Genomic DNA, 21,107 nt, shown 5'->3' with positions numbered 1-21,107 from the left:
TTTAAAGGAAATTTAATAACATTAAAAAAATAATTAAAAGTACAATCTGCGTCATATCAACTGCTAAACCAACTCCCACCTGAAAAGGTTTTATCATGGTTTTTAAAGAATTGAATATGGGCGAAAAAATACTATTGAAAAAATCAAAAATGCTTCTGTACTGCGGATTTAATTTGTCTTTATAAGGCAGCAATTTTGAATATAAAAACAACCCAATAATTAAAATGTGAATGAAAATTTTGATGAGATGCATTACGAAACCGCTTTTATTAATTCGTTTGCGATTTGTTCAAAAACTTTTTCTTCATCAGCATTTATTTTCTTTGATCCATAAACAGAAACACCATTATTTACCGTCATAAAATTGATTGAAAAAGCAGCACCGTAACATTTATTTCCGCCATTAAACGGAATTGCATGCATTACTTTTATGTACATGCAATTTTGGCGTATAATAATATCGTCTATATAAAAATCGTGCTGCACGTAACTATTAAGCAAAGTGCGTCTTGCATTTTCGATAGAAAAACCACTGATTCCGGCAGTTTTATAACAAATATTTAAACTGTCGATATTCATATTTTCTAATTTTTCCTGAGGTGTAAATTCATGAACAACTTCATAAGTTACGTCTCTGTAAGAACTTCTGCCATTATCATTGCTGTACGAGGATTGATTTACTTTTTGGACTATGTGCACGATTATGCTAATAATTGTTATTAGCGTTCCTATCATTTCCATAATTAAATCACTACTGTTATTTCGCTTGGCGGTGGCGGCAAGGTTACACTTTCTCCAGTTCCCTGACTTTTATTTCCCTGTTCGATTGTTTCAGAAACCCATTTGAAAAATTGTTTCAATGTAGAACTATCAGCCGATGCTAAATGCACTACATTGTCTGTCAATTCTTTTAGAATATCATCATTTGCCATATGTCCGGCTGCGCATCCTACAACAGCTCCAAAACTCATGTTTCGTATTTCATGGGTTTTTTCTCTGTAGAACTGAATATCAGAAGGTTTTCCATCGGTAAAAACAAAAAGTAATGGTTTCCAATCTCCTTTTTGGGTTGCTGAACCTTTTATAACGTCTTTGTTTACTTTTTGAATCACATAATCTAATCCTGCACCTGTATTTGTTGGTCCGCTTTGAGGGCAGGTAATTTCAGGAAGCTGAAAGTGAACGAGTTCTGTTAACGGAACAATCTCTTTTACTTCACGATCATAGGTTATAATGCTGATCCAAAGTGAATCTAAAGCCTGAGCATCTGAACGTAAGGTATTAATCATGCCGCTTAAAGCATTATTTAAAGCCTGAATGGGTTCTCCATACATAGAACCTGATGTATCTAATAAAAAATATACGGGTAGTCTTCTCATATCACTTTTAAAAATGTTATAACAATGAATTACTTAACTTTCAAATCTGCTCGGGAAAATTGAATGAGAGGCTGAATTTTGCAGAAAATTCGATACGTAATTATCTCAAAAATCGGTCAATTTACAGCGGCAATATAAACTCCACCCGCCTCAAAGTTTAAACTATAATGTTTAATTCTGATGGCGGCGGAGGTAATTCTTTTACATTAGTAAATTCTTTTCCTAAATCTTCAATTTTTGTCGAAGTAACTCCAATAGAAGCTGTTACCCATTGAAAAAACTTGCCAATACTGGCACTATCTGCTGTATCAAGACTTACTACCGTATCTGTAATTTGTTTTAAAATAGCGGTATCTGCCCCGCCTCCTGCTGCACATGCAACTGTATAAGCCGTTTTTACTTTTTTAAACTCATTTAGCCCGCTTTCCCAATTATCCGTTGGGATTCCATCGGTCATAATAAAAACTAATGGTTTCCAGTCGCCTTTTTGCTCTGTTGTTGTTTTGGCTACTTCAGTTTCAATTTTATGAGCTGTTAATTTTAAAGCTTCTCCTAACGCTGTTACGCCTGTCGCTTTAAGATCGACCATTTGAAAAGAAGCCAAATCGGTTAACGGGATAATTTGCTGTGCTGTAGTATCGAAGGTAATTACGCTTAAAAAAGCAGTTTCGATCGCCTGCGGATTTTGTCTTAATGAACTAATCATCATTTGAACGCCGTTTTTCACAGCTTCAATAGGTTCACCAGTCATTGAACCGGATGTGTCAAGTAATAAATAAACAGGCAGTCTTCTCATGGTTACATTTTTTATACAGGAATATTATAAGTTGGTCTTTCGGCACCAGTATCTGTCTGGCTGGAGCTTTCAATACCATCAATATTATAGGTATTTGTATTTGCTTCAGGATCATGCTGTGCCAGGTGGCTCATAACGGCCTGAGTTAAATCTTTCCCTCCTACTATATGATGATAAACAGATCCTATTGTATAAATTGGCCCCCAAGGAAATCCCCACCAGCCAATAATTAAGTTTAGAAACACATATCCGTAAGAATACTTAAAAGTATTTTCATCAGGTCTGATAAAATAAATATCAGAGCTCCTTTTTAAGGTCATTAATATAAATGAAACGGTGTATGGAAAAACCACAAATTTACCTCCCTGCTGAACTAAATCCCGAACTTGCGAAACTCTTAGTCCATCGATATTTTTGATTTCCATTACAGATACGACTGAACGATTTTATGAATAGTCTGCCCTAAAAATGTATCATCTGTTGGGTCTCCAATTGCGCTAAATTTCCACTCGCCATTACGTTTGTATAATTTACCCATAATGATAGAACGTTTGTTTACGTATTGAGAATCAGCAGAAACGTTGTATGAAGCAAATTCAGAAACTACTCTTGTTGGTGTTCCTTCGTACATTCTGATTTTTGCGTATGGAATTTGAGAGAAATCTTCTTTTCCGGCATTATTTAAAAAGAAGAAAATTTGATTTACTTTGGCATCAACTTTAGAAAGGTCAACCGTTATAATTTCATTATCTAAACCGTCATCTCCACCTGTATCACCTGCAAGGTCATCACCAGTGTGTCTAAGAGCACTGTCAACACTTACCAATTTTCCTTTAGGAAGTCCAAATTGCTGTAGTACTTCGACTCTGTATAAAGGAGAATATAAGTGGTCGCAAAGTTTATTTTGATCATCAATAAGCACACAACTTAAATCTAAGTCGATTTCTGTGATATTTTTTGACAATCCTAAAAATCCTTTTGTTTCAATTGCTCCCCAGTTTACACCAACGCAAAAGTTAGTTAGTGTTTCACCGCTTGTTTTTCTTAAATCAATTTTTTGTCCTTTGGTTAAGTTAATTGCCATAGTTTTTAATAGGGTTTAAATTAATTATATTTATTTAAATAATCTTGTAATCCGCCTTTCATTCCAATACCAACTGCTTCAAATTTCCACTCGTTGTTTTTTTTGTAAATTCTTCCAAACTCAACTGCAGTCTCGATTGAAAAGTCTTCATCAAGCTCATATTTCACAAGTTCTGTATTGGTTTGATCCAGAATTCTGATATATGAATTTCTTATTTGTCCAAAGTTTTGTCTCTTTGTATCGGCATGATGAATCGTTACTACAAATGAAATTTCATGAACATCCGGAGATATTGAAGATAAATCGATTTGTATTTTTTCATCATCACCATCTCCTGCCCCTGTTAGGTTATCGCCGGTATGCGTTACCGCTCCGTCTGGAGATTTTAAATTGTTATAATAAACGAAATGGTTGTCATTTGGAATTTTGCCATTTGCACCAACCAAAAAAACTGAAGCATCTAAATCAAATTCTGACCCTGTATTGCTGGAATTACTGTCCCAGCCAAGTCCCACTATAAATTTTGGTGCGTCAATACTTTGTCTTTGACCTTTTTCTAAGTTAATTGCCATTTATTTATTCTTTAATTAATATTAATATTCAACATTGTTTTTAAAATATTTGTCTGTTCATCAACGTTTTGTAAATCCTCCAAAAAGTCTACAGACGAAATTTTATTTAAGTAATCTTTTAAAACTTCGAGTACACTTTCAGGCAGAGATGTTTTAATTGTACTTAGTTCTGATTCCAACACAGTATTTTTATGCCTCAATTGTGCAATAATTTCTCCTTTGGCAGAATTATTTTTAGACAAATCGACTTGTTTTACTTCCTCGTCTTCCAGAAAATAAAATGATTTCTCGTTTCCTATAAAAATGAATTTATCATTGGAATCTCTAAATTCGTAAACTTCAATAATCTCGTTATTACAAACCAACCCGCATAAAAACTTAATGTTAAAATTTAGTATATTTAAGCGTCCCAAAAGTTTCCTTTCGAACTTTACATACTTGTTTTCATATAAGCTTCTGTTTACCAAAGCTAGTTTTTCATATTGCTCAATGCTTATTTCTCTGTAAAACTCTGATTTAACTCCATCAGAAAAAGACATTATATCCTGCCATTCAAAAAAACTATTACTATCTGATGCCAAAATATGATACAATTGTTCAATTTTTTTTGACATCTTCCGGGTATGCTCTCTTGTCTGCTCTACGAATTTTTCTGATCCAATTTCAAAATCCAGTTTTGAGATAATATCAGTATTGATATATATCTCGTCTGAAATAAGAGTGTACTGCTGCTCTTTTGATTTTTTTATCTTTTGAAACAGTTCAATCAGACTATTTGTAAATTGAATATGAAACAATTCTAATTTATTAATGTCTAAAGTCTGGTTCTTTTGAAAAAGAGAATGAATTACTTTTGTTCTTACTAAAACGCCAACAAAATCCTTGTGGTTAAAAAAATTGGACAACAATTTTAAAACCACCAGTTTTCTGTTACTATCTTTTATTATTTGAACGTACCTTTCCTCTTCCTCTTGCATTCCGTTAATTCCTTCCTTGTTCTACTAACTTATAACCCCTTTTCTTAATTCTGTTTCAAGGCTTTGTAATCCTGCGTCAAGTTGTCTTCTTGTTTCTGTACCTTGCTCGTGAATTTGTTTTACTTCTGTTAAAGTATCGATTAACGATTTTGTAGTCATTTTTAATGTTTCTAAAGACACTACTGTTTTCTCATTTTCTCTCGCTACTTCAATACTGTTTTGTTTCAGCATTTCAGCATTTTTCTGCAAAATGGTATTGGTTGTTTCCGATACTTTTCTCTGAATTTCGATATTTTGTTTTTGTCTTTGAAGTGCAACGGCAAGAGTAAGCTGGTTTTTCCAAACCGGCATTGTAGTGGTCAGGATAGACTGTGCTTTTTCGGCAATAGAGGTGTTGTTGTTTTGTACAACACGAATTTGTGCCAATGACTGCAGCATGATAAAACGAACAATTTTCATATCGGCAAGACGTTTATCAAGACGATTGATAAAGTTTCTTTTATCCGAAATTTGATAGTCTTGATATTGTGTTGGATTTCCTTCCATTACAGCAAGTTCTTCACTTAATTCTTTAAAACGAATTTGTCCTGCAATAATATGTTTTTCCATTTCTTTAATAAGACCAACATTTCCGTCAAACATAGTTTGAAGTGCGCTGTTATCTTTTGCAGAATTGATCATTCCGGCCTTAACCTTATTACTGATTTTTTCAATATTAACCGTAATTTTATCGTATTGCTGGAATAGCTTTTTTACATCTATAACTAATTTGTTCAGCAATGGAACTTTAGATAAAAATCGTTTAAAGGGCCCCTGATCAATCTGGTCAACATCTATATAATTTAATTCTGTCAACAAATCATTGATCAAAGTTCCTACTTCTCCAGAATTGTAGGTTCTGACATTGGTTAAAAAAGTATCACTTTGTTTCGCGATAGAATTTTGAATGTCAGCTCCGTAATTTAAGATTGAGTTAGCATCATTTTCATTTAACTGATTCGAAATAGACTTATAACTATTTACTTCGGTTTCTGTAATTGAAGTTAAGTTCACATTTCCATCTTTGTCAATCAAAGATGTATTTTGCTGAGTAACTAATTGATTTTCTTCCATTTTATTATAAATGATTTTGCTGAATTGTAACTATAGTCTGTTCTAACTTTTTATCGCTTGTAGGTACTCCTACAGCACTAAATTTCCATTCGTCATTTCTTTTATAAAACACGCCTAAAACCATCGAAACATTTCCGGCAAAAGTGGCATCGTTTGCAACGTCAAAACGTGCAAATTCCTGGCTTACTTTTGTAGGTGTTCCTTCGTAGATACGGATAGAAGCAAAAGGAATATCTTTAAAATCTTGTCCTCTAAAACTGTTTATGAAAAATGCAACATGGTTTGCTGCCGGTGTTAACTGCGAAAAATCTAAAGTGATTACTTCGTTATCTAAACCGTCGTCTCCATTTAAATCTCCTGTTAAATCATCTCCGCTGTGTTTAATCGCGCGATCATTTGAAATTAATTTTCTGAAGTTTACAGAATCAATATGATTTTTTTTGTCGTCATACACGGCACAACTTGCGTCTAAATCTACCGCTTCTTTTTTAGTTCCAAAAAAACCTTTTTTCTCAATTGCACCCCAATTTACACCAACACAAATGTTTTGTAATTTAGTACCATTACTTTTTTCAAGATTTATACGTTGTCCTTTTTCTAAGTTAATTGCCATGTTTTTAGTTGTATTTATTTAAATAATCTTCTAATCCGCCTTTCATTCCAACACCCATTGCTTCAAATTTCCATTGGCCGTCTTTGTTGTAAATTCTTCCAAATTCAACAGCCGTTTCAATAGAAAAATCTTCTTCTAATTCATATTTAACCATTTCGGTATTATTGCTGTCATCTACAATTCTGATGAAAGAATTTCTAACCTGTCCAAAGTTTTGCTTTCTGTTTACTGCGTCGTGAATAGTTACTACTATACAAATTTCTTTTACAGCCGGGTTTATTTTTGTTAAATCGATTTTTACTTGTTCATCGTCTCCATCTCCGTCTCCTGTTAGATTATCGCCTGTATGGATAACAGCTTCATCTGGAGATTTAAGGTTATTATAAAAAACGAAATGTGAATCTGATAGAATTTTTCTGTTATCACCTAAAATAAAAACCGAAGCATCAAGGTCAAAACCTGAACCTGTACTACTGCTGTTGGTATCCCATCCTAAACCAATCGTAAACTTTGGTGCGTTTATATTTTCGCGTTGTCCTTTTTGTAAATTAATAGCCATAGTTTAATCTATTTTTATAACATTAATGTTTGTTTTGTATTCTAAAATCTGGTGGTAATTATTACTTATTGCCAAATGAAATAAGTCATTGCTCTTTTCTTCTGAAATATTATCAATTAAATAGGCAAATTGGTCTTCATTTAAACTCAAAATATATTTCACAATTCTGGTATTATATTGAAAATGTGCACTATTAATAATATTTACAATATCTTCAACTCCTTTTACCGCATAATAATTATAATGGTTTTCTATCTTTGGATGAATCTCCTTATTTACCAATTCGGCAAAATAAACAAAAATAAAATCTCCATTTACACTATACTGGTTCAATATCTTGTTTACTGTATGCTCATGGCTTCCTGTAATTTTAATATCGTCAACAAAAATGCAAAGTTTGTCATTGATAAAATTTCGGTCAATATAATACGTATCGTTTGATATCAATTTAACTCTTTCTTCAAAATCGAGATTTCCATAATCTGTTACATAAGTCTGATTTCTATAGATCTTCGATTCTATGCTTGACTTTTTTCCATTTTTAAATAAAAAACTGTTCAGTTCTTTTTTAAAGTAATAGCATAAAAAATTAGATGCTGTTGGTATTGACAAGTAGGGACTTGGCAAAATAACAATCTCTTCTGCTGATAAAATCAAATCTCTAAACTGGTTAACAAATCCTGCAAATAATTCTTTTGCAAATTTTTCTGCATAAGATTTATCTCCAAATTTAAACCTGCTGTATTCTGCCTCTTGAAAGGGGCAATTTTCATTTTCATTAATTTTATGTAAACTGTAACTTTTATTCACTTTTATATTTTTAATAAATGCGCCTCAAAACCAAAGTTCCTTGCGCCATTATAATCTGCAATACTGTTGTCTCCAATATGCAGAATTTCATTTTTTTGTACTTTTTTTGAACTCTTAACCTGATCAAAAACCAATTGAAATATTTCATTATTAGGTTTTGAAAATCCTACTTCGTCAGAGTATATCTGAAAAGAAATAGAATCCGTCAATTCATAATGCGCTAAAAGCTTTCTAAGGCTTTTTCCTTTTATAAATCCTGTATTACTTAATATATTAATTGATTTTCCTTGTGCCACCATTTCTTCAAATTGAAGTTTAATGTCCGGAAAAATCAAATCAGGTTTATAATCAAAAAACAAACGTTCTGTCTCTTGATAAAACTCGCCCAGCCTTTCGACTCCATTTGCATGCAAATCAACATCCAGAGCGTTTAAAATTAGGTAATAAATTTCATACGTGCTTAAATTTAAACCTGTTTTTTCGTTAATATTGTTACACAAAACGTCATAATATCGAACCACTTCGTTTACTTTTTCTATTGGGCTGTTCACCTCAAAAAAATCTCTGAATAATAGATTTCTCTTTTTTTTAAATTCAGGATTGGACTTAATCAAGGTGAGCCATAAATCAAAAGAAATATGACTGTAATTTTTGTAATCTATCTTCAAAATATTGTTTTAAAACAGCAAATTACTATTTGCGTAATCGCTTTATTTATATTATTTAATAATTTCTCCCGAATAGTATTTTTCCAGAAAAAAACCTAAATCTGCTCTATAACCAATTCCCGAAGCTTCAAATCTCCATTGATCATTACGCTTATAAAGTCTTCCAAATTCAACTCCGGTTTCTATTGAAAAATCTTCATCCAGTTCATATTTGGCAATTTCTTGACCGTTAGAATCATCAACAATTCTGATATAAGAATTTCTTACTTGTCCAAAATTTTGTTTTCTTCTTTCAAAATCTTCAATCGTTACTACAAAAAGAATTTCCTGTACATTTTCATCAATTTTAGCCAGATCAACCTTAATTGCTTCGTCATCATCTCCGTCGCTGTTTCCTCCTGTAGGATCATCACCTGTATGCTCTAGTGCGCCATCAGGAGATTTCAAATTATTATAGAAAATAAAATAACTTTCGCCTAAAAGTTTACGATCAGAATTTATCATTATAGCAGAAGCATCTAAATCAAAATCATGTCCTGTTCCTTCATTAGGATCCCATCCTAATCCCACAGAAATTTTAGACAATCCAATATCAATTTTTTGTCCTTTTTGTAAATTTATTGCCATTATTATAATTCTTATTAAAAATTTAAATTATACAATGATACAAAAACCAAACTAAGTAAAAATGTGGGATTCCGTAAAAGCAGAAATTTTTATTAACAAATTGTTGTTCTCTTACCAAAATTCTGCAATAATGACAAAAACTGCATTAGTTTTTCTCAATTAGAGTTATAACAAAATGGTATATTTGCATCTCATCATCTGTAAGATTTACAATCACTAATTTATCAATTTAAAGGAAGATTTTACTCAAACAAAAGACAAATAATCTTCATTATTACATTAAATAACATGTTAAAAAAAGGATCTAAACTAAATAGTATTTTAACAGGAAGTTGTCCAAAATGCCAAAAAGAAAGTATGTATTTAGACAAAAATCCGCTTCATTTGGCTAATGTTCTAAAAATGAACGATCATTGTAGTCATTGCGGTTTAAAATATCAAATTGAACCCTCGTTTTTTTATGGAGCAATGTATGTAAGTTACGGTTTAAATGTTGCAGTTGGAATCGCAGCATTTATTGTTTCGTTTATGTTTTTCGGAGCCAGTATAGAACAATCGTTCATTACAATTGTTATTACATTAATTCTCTTGTTTCCGTTTGTTTTAAGACTCTCGAGAAATCTGTATATCAATATGTTTATTTCATACGATCCTAATGCCGGTCAGGCATAAGAGATTTTAAATATCTTTTGTGGAAGCGTTTTATATCAGCTTCGCGATCTATTGGTGTTCCGTTTTCTATATTCTCATATAGCATTTTTGCCAATGCAGGTCCCAGCATTACGCCGCGTGTTCCTAATCCATTAAGAAGATGAATAGATTTGTATGCTTCATGAGTACCTACCAGAGGTCTTCTATCAGCAACTGTAGGTCGTACTCCTGCAAAATGTTTAATAATCTCAAAATCGCACGTAATAATTTCCTTAATACGATCTAAAAGTTCTTGCTTTCCTTCTTCGGTTGGAAGATCTGTTTTGTCATGCCAATTGTAGGTTGCCCCTACTTTAAACAAATTGCCGCCTATTGGCAGAATAAAAACACTTGTATTAACAATAACATCTAATTTTAAATCAGGTGCTTTTATTAAGAACAACTCCCCTTTTGTCCCATCCAAAGGCAGATAATTAAAATACGGATTTTTATGCAGTCCAAAACCTTCTGCAAATATTATATGACGGGCTTTAATGTTTTTATACTGAATTCCTGAATCAAGAAATTCCAGAAAAGAGCTATGAAAAGATTCCTCCAGAAGTAAATCATTCTTCTTTAGATACTCTTTGTAGCTTTCTAATAATTGTCCGGTTTTAACATAACCGGTATGCAGAACTTCTCCATAATCATGAGGAGAATCAATACTCTGGTATTTTTTAGTAATGAGTTTTGTAGATAAAAAGGGAGCTAAGTTAATTTTATCCGAAGCTGTAAACCAATTATTCTGCTCTTCAATCGAAAAAAACTTTCGTAGAATTGGCATTTTAAAATTGAATTTTTCCTGAAGTTTTTCTTCAACCTGATCATAAAATTCATTCATCAATACCAAATGATCCTTTGCATTCCAAACTTCACTGAAACGTTTCAAAATAACCGGATTGTATAAACCTCCCGCAATTCGGGAAGAATTTTGAGACTTGTCATCAACAACTAAAATAGACTTGTTGTTTTTAAGGGCAATTTCAGCAAAAGAAATTCCGGCTAAACCAGATCCGACGATTAAATAATCAAGCATTGGTAATATAGATAAAATAAAAAAACTCTTACTGCAAAGGTAGAAAGAGTTTTTCGTATTATTTAGTTTTAAGCCCTTAGTAATTCCACATATCCTCTTCGAAGTTGCGAATCTTCTCTTTTACTCTTTCAGATTCTAATAACTGACTTTGTGCATTGTCTTTAATGTAGTCTTTGATTTCACGATCACCATATACATTTTCCTCTTTATAGATAATGGCGTTGAAACGTCTGGAATTTAATATCTGATCAAATGAGATTGGAAGTGCAGAGTTTTTATCGTTAAAAGCTTTTGCTTCATGCAATACATCACGCGCATTTGGAAAGAAAACCCAGAATAACTCGATATAATCTTTTTCGTCACTATTCATTGTGTAAACGTCTGGAGTTACAGGACAAATTCCAAGCAGTCGATATTTTAATTCACTTTGACGTTTATCAAAATACCAATATCCTTTAATTTTGTATTGTGTAACATCTGATGAAGTAAGATCTTGTTTTAGAATATATTCAGCAGGAACCGTTCTTGTTGGGCCTATAGTTTGGTCAACATAACTAACAACTTTCTTTTTACCCGTACCAGTAACTACCTTTTTCTTTACAACACGAGTCCTGAAATCATCTGGATATTGATTGATAAGTTCTCTGCCGGCATCAGTAGTATCAACACGAGACAAAGCGCCTTCAATATCTTTCATAGATTTTTTGGTATTGAAATAACTATCAGTGTAAACCTCAGTTATTCTGCCATTTCGAATTGCTTTCGTTAAAACGTCATAAAGCGAACGTCTGTCAGGTCCGATATTTGCGGTATCTACCGGAAAATATAACGGAAAATTGATTTTCTCATTCAAATCAATAATTTCCCAAGTTGTCTTCGCCATCAAAACATCTCTGTCGTCTACATAACCATAAGCTAGAGGCTTATCATTATCCGAAATCAACCTTGCAGCATTCTTTTGCCCAATTTGGTCTGCTCTCTTAGCATTAAGTAAATTAGATTGTGCGTTACAAACCAATCCGCTAAAAACCGCAAAACCAGCGATTAAAAAATTCCCTACTCTCATCATGATATATATTATAAGAAATTAAACGTAATAACATATTAAATATTGTTATTTTTCCTACATAAAATCAAAATTACTAAAAAGTAATTTAAATCGAGAACTTTTTATTTGAATTAACAAAAGCGAATTTAAATTGTATTCAAAAAAAAACTCTTACTACAAAGGTAGTAAGAGTTTTTAAATATTTTATTTTCAGATACTTAGTAATTCCACATATCTTGTTCGAAGTTACGAATCTTCTCTTTTACTCTTTCAGATTCTAACAATTGATTTTGTGCATTGTCTTTCATATAATCACTAATCGCTCTATCTCCGTAAAGGTTTTCCTCTTTGTAGATTACCGCATTAAAACGTCTAGAGTTTAAGATTTGATCAAATGAAATTGGAAGTGCTGAATTGTTATCATTAAAAGCTTTTGCCTCATGCAGTGCTTCACGTGCATTAGGGAAGAAAACCCAGAACAATTCAATATAATCCTTTTCGTCACTATTCATTGTATAAACATCCGGAGTTACAGGACAAAGTCCAAGTAAACGATACTTCAATTCACTTTGACGTTTGTCAAAATACCAGTATCCTTTAATTTTATATTGCGTAACGTCAGCAGAAGTTAAATCTTGTTTTAAGATATATTCAGCAGGAACCGTTCTTGTTGGTCCAACTGTTTCATCTACATAAGTAACAACTTTCTTTTTACCAGTACCAGTAACTACTTTTTTCTTCACAACACGTGATTTGTAATCATCTGGATATTGGTTGATAAGTTCTCTACCAGCATCTGTAGTATCAATACGAGATAATGCACCTTGGATGTCTTTCATAGATTTTTTAGTATTGAAATAACTATCAGAATACACCTCAGTTATTTTGCCTTTTGTGATGGCTTTCGTCAAAACGTCGTAAAGAGAACGTCTGTCAGAACCAATATTAGCTGTATCTACAGGAAAGTACATTGGAAAGTTAATTTTTTCATTTAAATCAATAATCTCCCAAGTAGTTTTTCCCATCAAGACATCTCTATCATCAACATAACCGTAAGCTAAAGGCTTATCGTTATCTGAGATAAGTTGCGCAGGAGTTTTAAGTCCAATTTGAGCAGGGGTTTTTGCATTAAGCAAATTAGATTGCGCATTAGAAGCAAAACCTCCAGCGATAGAAACAATAGCTATTAAAAAATTTCTTACTTTCATCATGATATCATTATAAGATATTGAACGTAGTTTAAACTACTTTATTATTGTATTTCGTAAATTACCGGAGCAGTTCTTGGCAATAAATAACTACCAGCTCCAACAAGTTTAGTTTTAATTTCAGAAATAGTAACTTGGTCTCCTTTACCAGCTCTTGCAAGAACTGATTTACATTGTGCATTCATTTTATTACCAGTAACAACAACTGTAGGCTGTCCAGCAATTTTCATATTAAATCCAACAACATCTAAACCAACTTCAAAATCAAAATCAAGTAATTTAGCACCAATAGTAGCAATCTCTAAGTTAGATTTAGGACCTTTAACAACTCCCATTTCACCTCTAATTGTACCTGTTGGACCAGGAATACCTTTAATTCTGAATGTTTTCTTATCTGTAACTTTATCTCCGTTTGGTAATGTACCAGTCACAGAAATTGTAGCCTCAGTACCTTGACCCGGGCTCATATTATATTTTCCTGGTTTTCCAGCTGAAGCTAATCCAGGAGCACTTGCAACAATTTTGTTAGCGTCAACACCAGCGAATGATACAGAGATTGGGTTAACAACTCCTCTATACACTACATTCATTTTATCAGCAGAAATTGTAGCTGAGTTTGGTCTTGGAACTACAACATACTTTCCAGAGAATTTAAGTGGAATATTTTTTCCATCTTCCAAGAAAGTAAATTGTCCATTAATATCTTGTTCTCCTACTCCACCAGCAGTTAAAGAGATTACTGCCTGTCCATTAACAATTTGTCCTGGACCTTGGAAAGAAGTTGGTTTTGTGTTTTCGTCATAACGACCTAAAACTACCTTACCTGTAACTTTTTCTCCTTGGAAATAAGCATTTTTATCTAAAACAACGATCGCTTGGTAGTTGCTGTAAGAAGCAGCAGCAACTGCAGCTTTTCCTAATGCACTGTTATAAACGTCAGTTTCAACTTTTTTAACATCATTCTGCCAAGTTGAAAGTTTTGCAGCAGATGCAATCGCAGGAAAACCTTTGAAGTGATAAGCTAAATACTTTTCTTTAATTCCATCTTTGTTTTTTACATCAGAAACATCAAATTTCTTTTCAACCTCAGAAATAATAGCTGCGTATTTTTTGTCTGTTCCTAAAGCTGCTTTAATATCAGCTTTGTATTTTTCGATTTTAGAGATAATTTCATTACCTTTTTTAGTATATCCGTCTCCAGTAAACCAGTCGTCGATATTATCTCCTCTATCCATTGCTTCGTATGGCAATTTTCCAGTTTCTTTCTCAACTTCGAAACCTTTAATAGCCTGAGCTTTTAGAGTAGCTATATAATCATAAAAATCTTTTGTAATTGCTTCAACTTTATGAGCTGTAACTGCAGCAATAGCGAATTCTCCTTTTGCTTCAGCAGCTTTTTGATCTAAAGATGTTAATAAACCTGTATTTGTTTCTGTTGAACTAGTATTTGCACTTTCAAATTTTTCGTTCATCAAACCAAAAGCAGAAATAACTTCTTTTGATACGTTCATTGCTAACATTGCGATGAAAACCAGATACATCAGGTTAATCATCTTCTGTCTAGGGGTTAATTTTCCTCCTGCCATTTTTTTCTAATTAGTTCTTATTAATATTTAATATATAGTCAAAAACTAATTATCCTTTGTTACTCATTGCAGAAAGCATACCACCGTAAACACTGTTTAAAGAAGCGATATTAGCAGTCATAGACGCCATTTGCTCTTTTAATTTAGATGCATTTTCAGCAATTTCTTTGTTAGCTTCAGCGTTTCTAGAAGCGCTTTCTAACTGTACTTTATATAAACTGTTTAATGATTCCATTTGTGCAGCAGCAAGAGATAATTCTTCTCCGTATTTTTTAGTAGAAGCGATTGAATCTACAGTTGGAGCAATTCCTTTAGCAGCTGATTCGAAGTTTTTGATGCTGTTTCCTAAGCTTGACATTAACTCACCGTCAACTTTAGCTTCTTTTAACATTGCATCTAATTTTTGAGATAATAAACCTTGGGCATCAGTTGTAGTCTCTACTTTGTCGGCTTTTTTTCTAGCTTGTCCGTTAGCTAATTCTGGGTAAACAAGAGTCCAATCTAACTCATCTTCAACTGGTTCAAAAGCAGATAACGCGAAGATTAATGCCTCAGTCAAAAGACCAATAGAAAGCATTACAGTTCCTGTCAATGGCCCAATCTCAAAGTGAGTAATTTTGAATAAAGCTCCAACGATTACCACTGCCGCTCCCATACCATAAGCGAAATTCATAACTTTTTTACTTAATAATGCCATAATAATTCTTTTTTAGGTTTTAATTTTAAATAGATTCGATTTGGTTTTTGTATATTGATTTAATTATACACGCTATTATTATTATTTTCTTCCGCCTCCTGTTACTTGAGTTCCCATGTAATCTTGTACAGTTCTGAAACCAATGTAACTTCTTGCAGAATCAGCATATTCGTGATCACGAGTACTTACTTGTAGGAAGTAAGCAACATCTTTCCAAGATCCGCCACGAACCACTTTTCTTTGGTTGTTTCCATCAATTACGTTAGGGTTCATTGTAGAAACATATTCGTATGCATTAGGATTGTAAGCTGAATCAGTCCACTCAGAAACGTTTCCGGCCATGTTATATAATCCGTATCCGTTTTGCTCGTAAGATTTTGCTTCAACAGTATATAAAGCTTCATCAGCAGCATAATCTCCTCTGTTAGGTTTAAAGTTTGCCATGAAACATCCTCTGTCACTCTTAGTGTAAGGACCTCCCCAAGGGTATGTAGCAGACTCCAGACCACCTCTTGCAGCATACTCCCATTCTGCTTCTGTTGGAAGTCTGAATGCGTTAACTAAATCACGTCCTTTTTTCTTTGATTTAATATAGCTGTTTTTATTTAAAGTTCTCCAAGCACAGAATGCTTTAGCTTGTTTCCAAGTTACACCAACTACCGGATAATCTCCATAAGCTTTATGCCAGAAGTAATCGTTATGCATTGGCTCATTATATGAATATGCGAAATCTTTAATCCAAACTGTTGTATCAGGATATACACTAACTTGTTCCGTTTTAACGAAGTCTTTTCTTTTTCCAACTTTAGCTTTTGCAGCTGCTTGAATATCCATCCAAGAATAACGGAATTTCAATTTATTTACGTCAATTGTTCTTAAACCATTATATGATTCTTCAATTGGTAAATACATAGAGTCCATTACTTCAGCATAATACTCATCTGGATAAGCTTTAGTATCTCTAATTAACTTAACTTTTTTATTTAATTTTCTACCAGCATACGGATCATCTTTTGTTCCTACACTATAGTAGTTATCATACATATATTTATCGTAAGCCGTCATTTTATCCGGCTCAGAATCATTAAATGCATAATCAGAAATACTACCGCCTTTTTTACCTTTGTCACCAGTACTTTTTTGACCAGTTTCATCAGCTAAAATAGCAAGACGAACTCTCATTGTAGAATCTTTTACCCATTCTACAAATTGACGGTACTCACTATTAGTGATCTCTGTCTCGTCCATATAAAACGAACGAACTGTTACGGTTTTTGTTGGAGCATCTTCTACATTAGCTAAGTCACCATCAGATTTACCCATAATAAAAGATCCACCCGGAACCAAAGTCATTCCATACGGTTTTTCAGGATGCCATTTCCCTCCTGTAACACCAACTAATTCACCTTTATCACCTGACTTACCACAGCCGATTACTAGTGTTAACATTGCTGCAAATGCAATAAACTTCTTCATATAAATTTGGATTATCTATTCATTATTAAAAGTCCGTAAACGTATTTATTATTTATCTAAAAAACAATACCTATTTGCGAATTTTCTTTTACCGTTCAAAAATAATGTTAAATAAAATAAAAAAAAAATATTTCCTCGATAAACTGATTAAAAAAATCGACGTAAAACGTTAAATTTTATAATAAATACTATTTTTCCTACTAACTATTTTAACTTATTTTCCTAAAAATTAAAAAAATTAAGATTTCTTTCGAAATTTTACTCTACAAAGCGTTTTTTCGCTGTGCTTTCCACCATCTTTCTGGCAATTCTTGATTACAAGCGCTCAAATATTCATCATAAGAACACGGTAATAACGTATTTCTTTTTAATTTATTGCTGCCGTTTATTTCGAATGGAATTTCGATCCACCAGCGTTCTGTTTTGTCACTTTTATAAAACACAAGCTCTTCTTCTTCCAGAGGAACAATATATTTCAAATAGTTTGTTCTGCTTCCAAACGGATATTCTTTTGAACGATAGTGATACCCTTCAATAAAATACCAGATTATCTGGGCCATAATAGGCGCTTCCGACAATGTACTATTATGATTAAAGATCCCGAAAGACGAGACTTTATCACTGATTCCTGCATATCTGGCCAAAGAACATATCTCTTTTCCGTTGAAACCATTCGGCTCAAAAGAAACCATATTTCCTGAAGCAGAAGACTTTACCGAATTTAAATCGATACTAACTAAATCAGCATCTCTAAACACGGGTTCTGCCAGAGCAATATTGTTTGAAATTTCGCCTAAACGATAAGCATCAAAAAACAGTTTTTCAATTAAATCAATTTCTTCCTGAGAATTGTAATAGGTTTGATATCCTATATTACAGTAATTAAAAAGATTGTTTGGTTCATTAATAATAATTTGAGTCAAGTAAGAATTAGCCGAAACTGATTCATTTTCTTTACCAAAATCAAATTTATTATCGACAGAAACCATATTTACCATTTGCTCTAAATCATCGTAAGCGCGATACAAAGCGTAAGTTAAATCCTGAGAACCTCCCAGGACTATAGGAATGACTTTATTCTTAATTAAACTTGATACCACTTTTTTTACTGCAAAATAGGTATCCTCTACAGAGTCGCCTGCAAGAATATCTCCTAAGTCTGCAATTGATGCATCCCAATTGCCAGGAAACATTCCGTAAAGTTTTTTTCGAACAGAAGTAAGATTAACTTCATTAACCATATTAATGTTGCGTCGGTCTTCAAGAACACCTACAATCGCAATGTTAATTTTACTTATATCCGGAAATTGATCTTGGGTATGCAATACAATCTTACTTCCCAGTTCTTGTGAAGACAATGAACTAATGAATTTTAAAATTCCGTCATTTAAAGGCTCTAGAAAATCAAATTCCATTCTTTATTTCTTTTTTGCTGCTGTTTTTTTTGCCGGTGCTTTTTTTGCTGCTGTGGTTTTCTTCGCAGCGGTTTTTTTAGCGGGTGCTTTTTTCTCTATCATTTCCTGAACTTCGGCCAATGTTAATTTTGCTGCATCAACATCTTTGCTTAATTCAATTTTGATTTTACCTTTTAAAATAACTGAACGGCCCCAGCGTGCTTTTTCAACTGTAATCCCTTCATCTTCCCAATTATGAAGAACTTTATCAATGTTTTTCTGTAATTTATCTTCAATTAATTCCTCAACATCAGCCTGAGATAAATTATCAAAATTGTATTTTTTGCTCACATTTACAAAAAGACCATTCCATTTAATGAAAGGACCAAAACGTCCCACACCTTTTTGAACAGCTTCTCCTTTATAAACTGCAATTGGCGCATCAGCAAGTGCTTTTTCGTCAATTAGTTCCTGAGCTCTTTCTTTAGTAACATTTAAAGGATCTTCACCGCGAGGTAATGAAATAAATACACTTCCGTGACGAACATAAGGACCATAACGACCGTTGCTCACTTCTACTTCTTCTCCTTTATATTCTCCTAAATTTTTAGGAAGCAAAAATAAATTTAAAGCTTCTTCAAGTGTAATATTTCCAATATTTTGATCTGCCATTAAGCTGGCAAACTTTTTATCTTCATCATCTGCTTCTCCAATCTGAGCCATTGGCCCAAATTTTCCTAAACGAACAGAAACTTGTCTTCCGTCAGCATCTTTACCTAAAATTCTTTCACCGCTTTCGCGTTCAGCATTTGCCTCAACCTCTTTTACATTTGGGTGAAATTTATTGTAGAAATCCTGCATCATTTTTGCCCAGTCAATATTTCCTTCGGCAATTTCGTCGAAATCCTGTTCCACTTTTGCAGTAAAATTATAATCTAAAATATTTCCGAAGTTTTTAACCAAGAAATCCGTTACGATCGTTCCAATATCTGTTGGAACCAATTTTCCTTTATCAGAACCTGTATTTTCTTTTAAAAGCTTCTCTCCTACTTTACTGTTTTGCAAAGTAAGCTGCGTATAATTACGTTCCTGACCTTCAAGAGTTCCTTTTTCAACATAATTTCTGTTGATAATAGTTGAAATAGTCGGTGCGTAAGTTGACGGACGTCCAATTCCTAGTTCCTCTAGTTTTTTCACCAAAGATGCCTCAGTATATCTTGCAGGCGGTCTAGAATATCGTTCTGTAGCTGTAATATAGTTATTAGCCAGTTTTTCGTTTACTTTTAGTGCCGGAAGCATTCCTTCTTGCTCTTCCTCATCATCATCATGCCCTTCTAAATATACTTTTAAGAAACCTTCAAAAAGTAAAACTTCTCCAGAAGCTGTAAAAATTTCGCTGTGATTATCAGCTTCGATTTTCACATTTGTTCTTTCTAATTGAGCATCGCTCATTTGCGAAGCTAAAGTTCTTTTCCAGATCAAATCATATAAACGAGCCTGATCACGATCGATATTTACGGTATGGCGAGACATATCTGTCGGACGTATTGCTTCGTGTGCTTCTTGCGCTCCTTTACTTTTCGTTGCAAAAGTTCTCGGTTTAGAGAATTCTTTTCCGTACGATTTTATAATTTCTGCTTCAGCCGCGTTCATTGCATCTTTTGAAAGATTCACCGAGTCCGTTCTCATATACGTAATAAGTCCCGCTTCGTACAAACGCTGTGCTAGCTGCATTGTAATTCCAACTGGCAAATACAATTTCCTTGCTGCTTCCTGCTGCAATGTAGAAGTTGTAAATGGTGCTGTTGGTGATTTTTTGGTAGGTTTAGTTTCTAAATCTGCTACCTTATATTTAGAACCGATATTTTTGTTTAAGAAATCTTCGGCTTCTTTTTTAGTGTTGAAATTTTTTGGCAGTTTTGCTTTGAAAGCTTTTCCGGCTTCGTTTACAAATTCGGCAACAATAGAATACGTTGCTACTGCATTAAAGTTTTGGATTTCGCGTTCTCTTTCAACAATTAAACGTACAGAAACAGATTGTACACGACCAGCAGAAAGTCCGCCTTTGATCTTTCTCCATAAAACCGGAGATAATTCATAACCTACTAAACGATCCAAAACACGACGTGCCTGTTGTGCATTTACTAAATTATAATCAATTTCTCTTGGGTTTTCGATTGCTTTTAAAATCGCAGATTTTGTGATTTCATGAAAAACAATTCGCTTTGTTTTTTTTGTATCCAGTTTCAATTCTTCCGCCAAGTGCCATGAAATAGCTTCTCCTTCGCGGTCCTCATCACTTGCTAACCAAACCGTTTCGGCATTTTTAGATAATGTTTTAAGTTTACTTACCAAGGCTTTTTTATCTGGAGAAACTTCATATTTAGGTTTAAACCCATTCTCAACATCTACTCCTATTTCCTTTGATGGTAAGTCGGCTATGTGACCATAACTTGACTCCACCTGAAAATCACTCCCAAGAAATTTCTCGATCGTTTTCGCCTTTGCAGGTGATTCCACTATTACTAAATTCTTTGCCATTGCTCTTATTTTCTGCAACAAAAGTATTTATTTTTTTTAAATATTAACCTTACGAATGCATTTTTGAGGTATTTTGATATTATGAAACTTAAAATTGCAGATTTATCTGTAATATTCTGTAATATATATATAGGTATGACTTTTAATGATTCATGACCGAGAAATCTCTTTATTTTAGATTATGAAACCAGGTATTATAACTTCAACATAAAATGTGAGTTACTTAATCTGAA

The 21,107-nt window shown here is 33.2% G+C and carries 23 protein-coding genes; 1 reads left to right on the top strand and 22 read right to left on the bottom strand.

Translation table 11 applies throughout. The annotated features are described in order from the left end of the window. Position 1: 1 nt before the first annotated feature. The 14 genes from L1276_RS19330 to L1276_RS19265 form a co-directional block, all read right to left on the bottom strand. Positions 2–253, bottom strand: a complete 252-nt coding sequence (locus L1276_RS19330) for a hypothetical protein (RefSeq protein ID WP_253790744.1) — start codon at positions 251–253, stop codon at positions 2–4. After that, positions 253–699, bottom strand: coding sequence for a hypothetical protein (locus tag L1276_RS19325; protein WP_253790743.1), 447 nt, complete (start codon positions 697–699; stop codon positions 253–255). Before L1276_RS19325 ends, L1276_RS19330 begins: the two co-directional genes overlap by 1 nt. A 44-nt stretch (positions 700–743) precedes the next feature. After that, complete coding sequence (locus L1276_RS19320; protein WP_253790741.1) at positions 744–1,379, bottom strand: VWA domain-containing protein; 636 nt, start codon at positions 1,377–1,379, stop codon at positions 744–746. 157 nt (positions 1,380–1,536) lie between these two features. Further along, on the bottom strand, positions 1,537–2,175 hold the full coding sequence (locus L1276_RS19315; protein WP_253790739.1) for a VWA domain-containing protein: 639 nt from the start codon (positions 2,173–2,175) through the stop codon (positions 1,537–1,539). 11 nt (positions 2,176–2,186) lie between these two features. Then, a complete protein-coding gene (locus L1276_RS19310; RefSeq protein ID WP_253790737.1) occupies positions 2,187–2,600 on the bottom strand; it encodes a hypothetical protein in 414 nt (137 codons plus the stop codon). Beyond that, positions 2,600–3,259: a TerD family protein gene (locus tag L1276_RS19305; protein WP_253790735.1), complete on the bottom strand. Its 660-nt coding sequence runs from the start codon at positions 3,257–3,259 to the stop codon at positions 2,600–2,602. Before L1276_RS19305 ends, L1276_RS19310 begins: the two co-directional genes overlap by 1 nt. Positions 3,260–3,279: 20 nt before the next feature. Next, positions 3,280–3,831, bottom strand: a complete 552-nt coding sequence (locus L1276_RS19300) for a TerD family protein (RefSeq protein WP_253790732.1) — start codon at positions 3,829–3,831, stop codon at positions 3,280–3,282. An 11-nt stretch (positions 3,832–3,842) separates the two neighbouring features. Beyond that, a complete protein-coding gene (locus L1276_RS19295; RefSeq protein WP_253790730.1) occupies positions 3,843–4,808 on the bottom strand; it encodes a hypothetical protein in 966 nt (321 codons plus the stop codon). Positions 4,809–4,832: 24 nt separating this feature from the next. Then, positions 4,833–5,921, bottom strand: coding sequence for a toxic anion resistance protein (locus L1276_RS19290; RefSeq protein ID WP_253790728.1), 1,089 nt, complete (start codon positions 5,919–5,921; stop codon positions 4,833–4,835). A 4-nt stretch (positions 5,922–5,925) separates the two neighbouring features. After that, positions 5,926–6,534 carry a TerD family protein gene (locus L1276_RS19285; protein ID WP_253790726.1) on the bottom strand — a complete coding sequence of 203 codons (609 nt, stop codon included), beginning with the start codon at positions 6,532–6,534 and terminating at the stop codon, positions 5,926–5,928. A gap of 4 nt (positions 6,535–6,538) precedes the next feature. After that, positions 6,539–7,093 (bottom strand): TerD family protein, encoded by a 555-nt coding sequence (locus L1276_RS19280; RefSeq protein ID WP_253790724.1) that lies wholly within the window; start codon positions 7,091–7,093, stop codon positions 6,539–6,541. Between the two features lie 3 nt (positions 7,094–7,096). Next, a complete protein-coding gene (locus L1276_RS19275; RefSeq protein ID WP_253790722.1) occupies positions 7,097–7,903 on the bottom strand; it encodes a phosphoribosyltransferase family protein in 807 nt (268 codons plus the stop codon). 2 nt (positions 7,904–7,905) lie between these two features. After that, positions 7,906–8,571, bottom strand: coding sequence for an HAD family hydrolase (locus L1276_RS19270; protein WP_253790720.1), 666 nt, complete (start codon positions 8,569–8,571; stop codon positions 7,906–7,908). A 51-nt stretch (positions 8,572–8,622) separates the two neighbouring features. After that, positions 8,623–9,198 carry a TerD family protein gene (locus L1276_RS19265; RefSeq protein WP_253790718.1) on the bottom strand — a complete coding sequence of 192 codons (576 nt, stop codon included), beginning with the start codon at positions 9,196–9,198 and terminating at the stop codon, positions 8,623–8,625. A gap of 288 nt (positions 9,199–9,486) precedes the next feature. Here L1276_RS19265 and L1276_RS19260 point away from each other — a divergent pair, with 288 nt between their 5' ends. Beyond that, the gene (locus L1276_RS19260) at positions 9,487–9,870 is read left to right on the top strand and encodes a DUF983 domain-containing protein (protein ID WP_253790715.1); all 384 of its coding nucleotides are present in this window, start codon (positions 9,487–9,489) and stop codon (positions 9,868–9,870) included. Here the strand turns inward: L1276_RS19260 and L1276_RS19255 are convergent. The 8 genes from L1276_RS19255 to topA all read right to left on the bottom strand — a co-directional run bounded on the left by L1276_RS19255 (position 9,851) and on the right by topA (position 20,874). Then, positions 9,851–10,924 (bottom strand): FAD-binding oxidoreductase, encoded by a 1,074-nt coding sequence (locus L1276_RS19255; protein WP_253790714.1) that lies wholly within the window; start codon positions 10,922–10,924, stop codon positions 9,851–9,853. The two genes, L1276_RS19260 and L1276_RS19255, sit on opposite strands and share 20 nt — an antisense overlap. 76 nt (positions 10,925–11,000) lie before the next feature. Further along, a complete protein-coding gene (gldN, locus tag L1276_RS19250) occupies positions 11,001–11,990 on the bottom strand; it encodes a gliding motility protein GldN (protein ID WP_253790994.1) in 990 nt (329 codons plus the stop codon). A 200-nt stretch (positions 11,991–12,190) separates the two neighbouring features. Further along, entirely contained in the window at positions 12,191–13,180 is a 990-nt protein-coding gene (gene gldN / locus L1276_RS19245; protein ID WP_253790992.1) for a gliding motility protein GldN, read from the bottom strand. Positions 13,181–13,224: 44 nt separating this feature from the next. Continuing rightward, positions 13,225–14,766, bottom strand: coding sequence for a gliding motility protein GldM (gldM, locus tag L1276_RS19240; RefSeq protein WP_253790712.1), 1,542 nt, complete (start codon positions 14,764–14,766; stop codon positions 13,225–13,227). 49 nt (positions 14,767–14,815) lie between these two features. Continuing rightward, entirely contained in the window at positions 14,816–15,463 is a 648-nt protein-coding gene (gene gldL, locus L1276_RS19235; protein ID WP_253790710.1) for a gliding motility protein GldL, read from the bottom strand. Positions 15,464–15,544: 81 nt separating this feature from the next. After that, positions 15,545–16,939: a gliding motility lipoprotein GldK gene (gldK, locus tag L1276_RS19230; protein ID WP_253790708.1), complete on the bottom strand. Its 1,395-nt coding sequence runs from the start codon at positions 16,937–16,939 to the stop codon at positions 15,545–15,547. 263 nt (positions 16,940–17,202) lie between these two features. Further along, complete coding sequence (locus L1276_RS19225) at positions 17,203–18,354, bottom strand: formimidoylglutamase (RefSeq protein WP_253790706.1); 1,152 nt, start codon at positions 18,352–18,354, stop codon at positions 17,203–17,205. Positions 18,355–18,357: 3 nt separating this feature from the next. Then, entirely contained in the window at positions 18,358–20,874 is a 2,517-nt protein-coding gene (topA, locus tag L1276_RS19220; protein WP_253790704.1) for a type I DNA topoisomerase, read from the bottom strand. Positions 20,875–21,107: the final 233 nt, after the last annotated feature.

It is taken from the genome of Flavobacterium sp. HSC-32F16 (assembly GCF_024171645.1).
In the GTDB taxonomy this organism is placed as follows: Bacteria; Bacteroidota; Bacteroidia; order Flavobacteriales; family Flavobacteriaceae; genus Flavobacterium.
The sequence above is the reverse complement of the archived record's forward strand: the minus strand, read 5'-3'. Positions and strand labels throughout refer to the sequence as shown.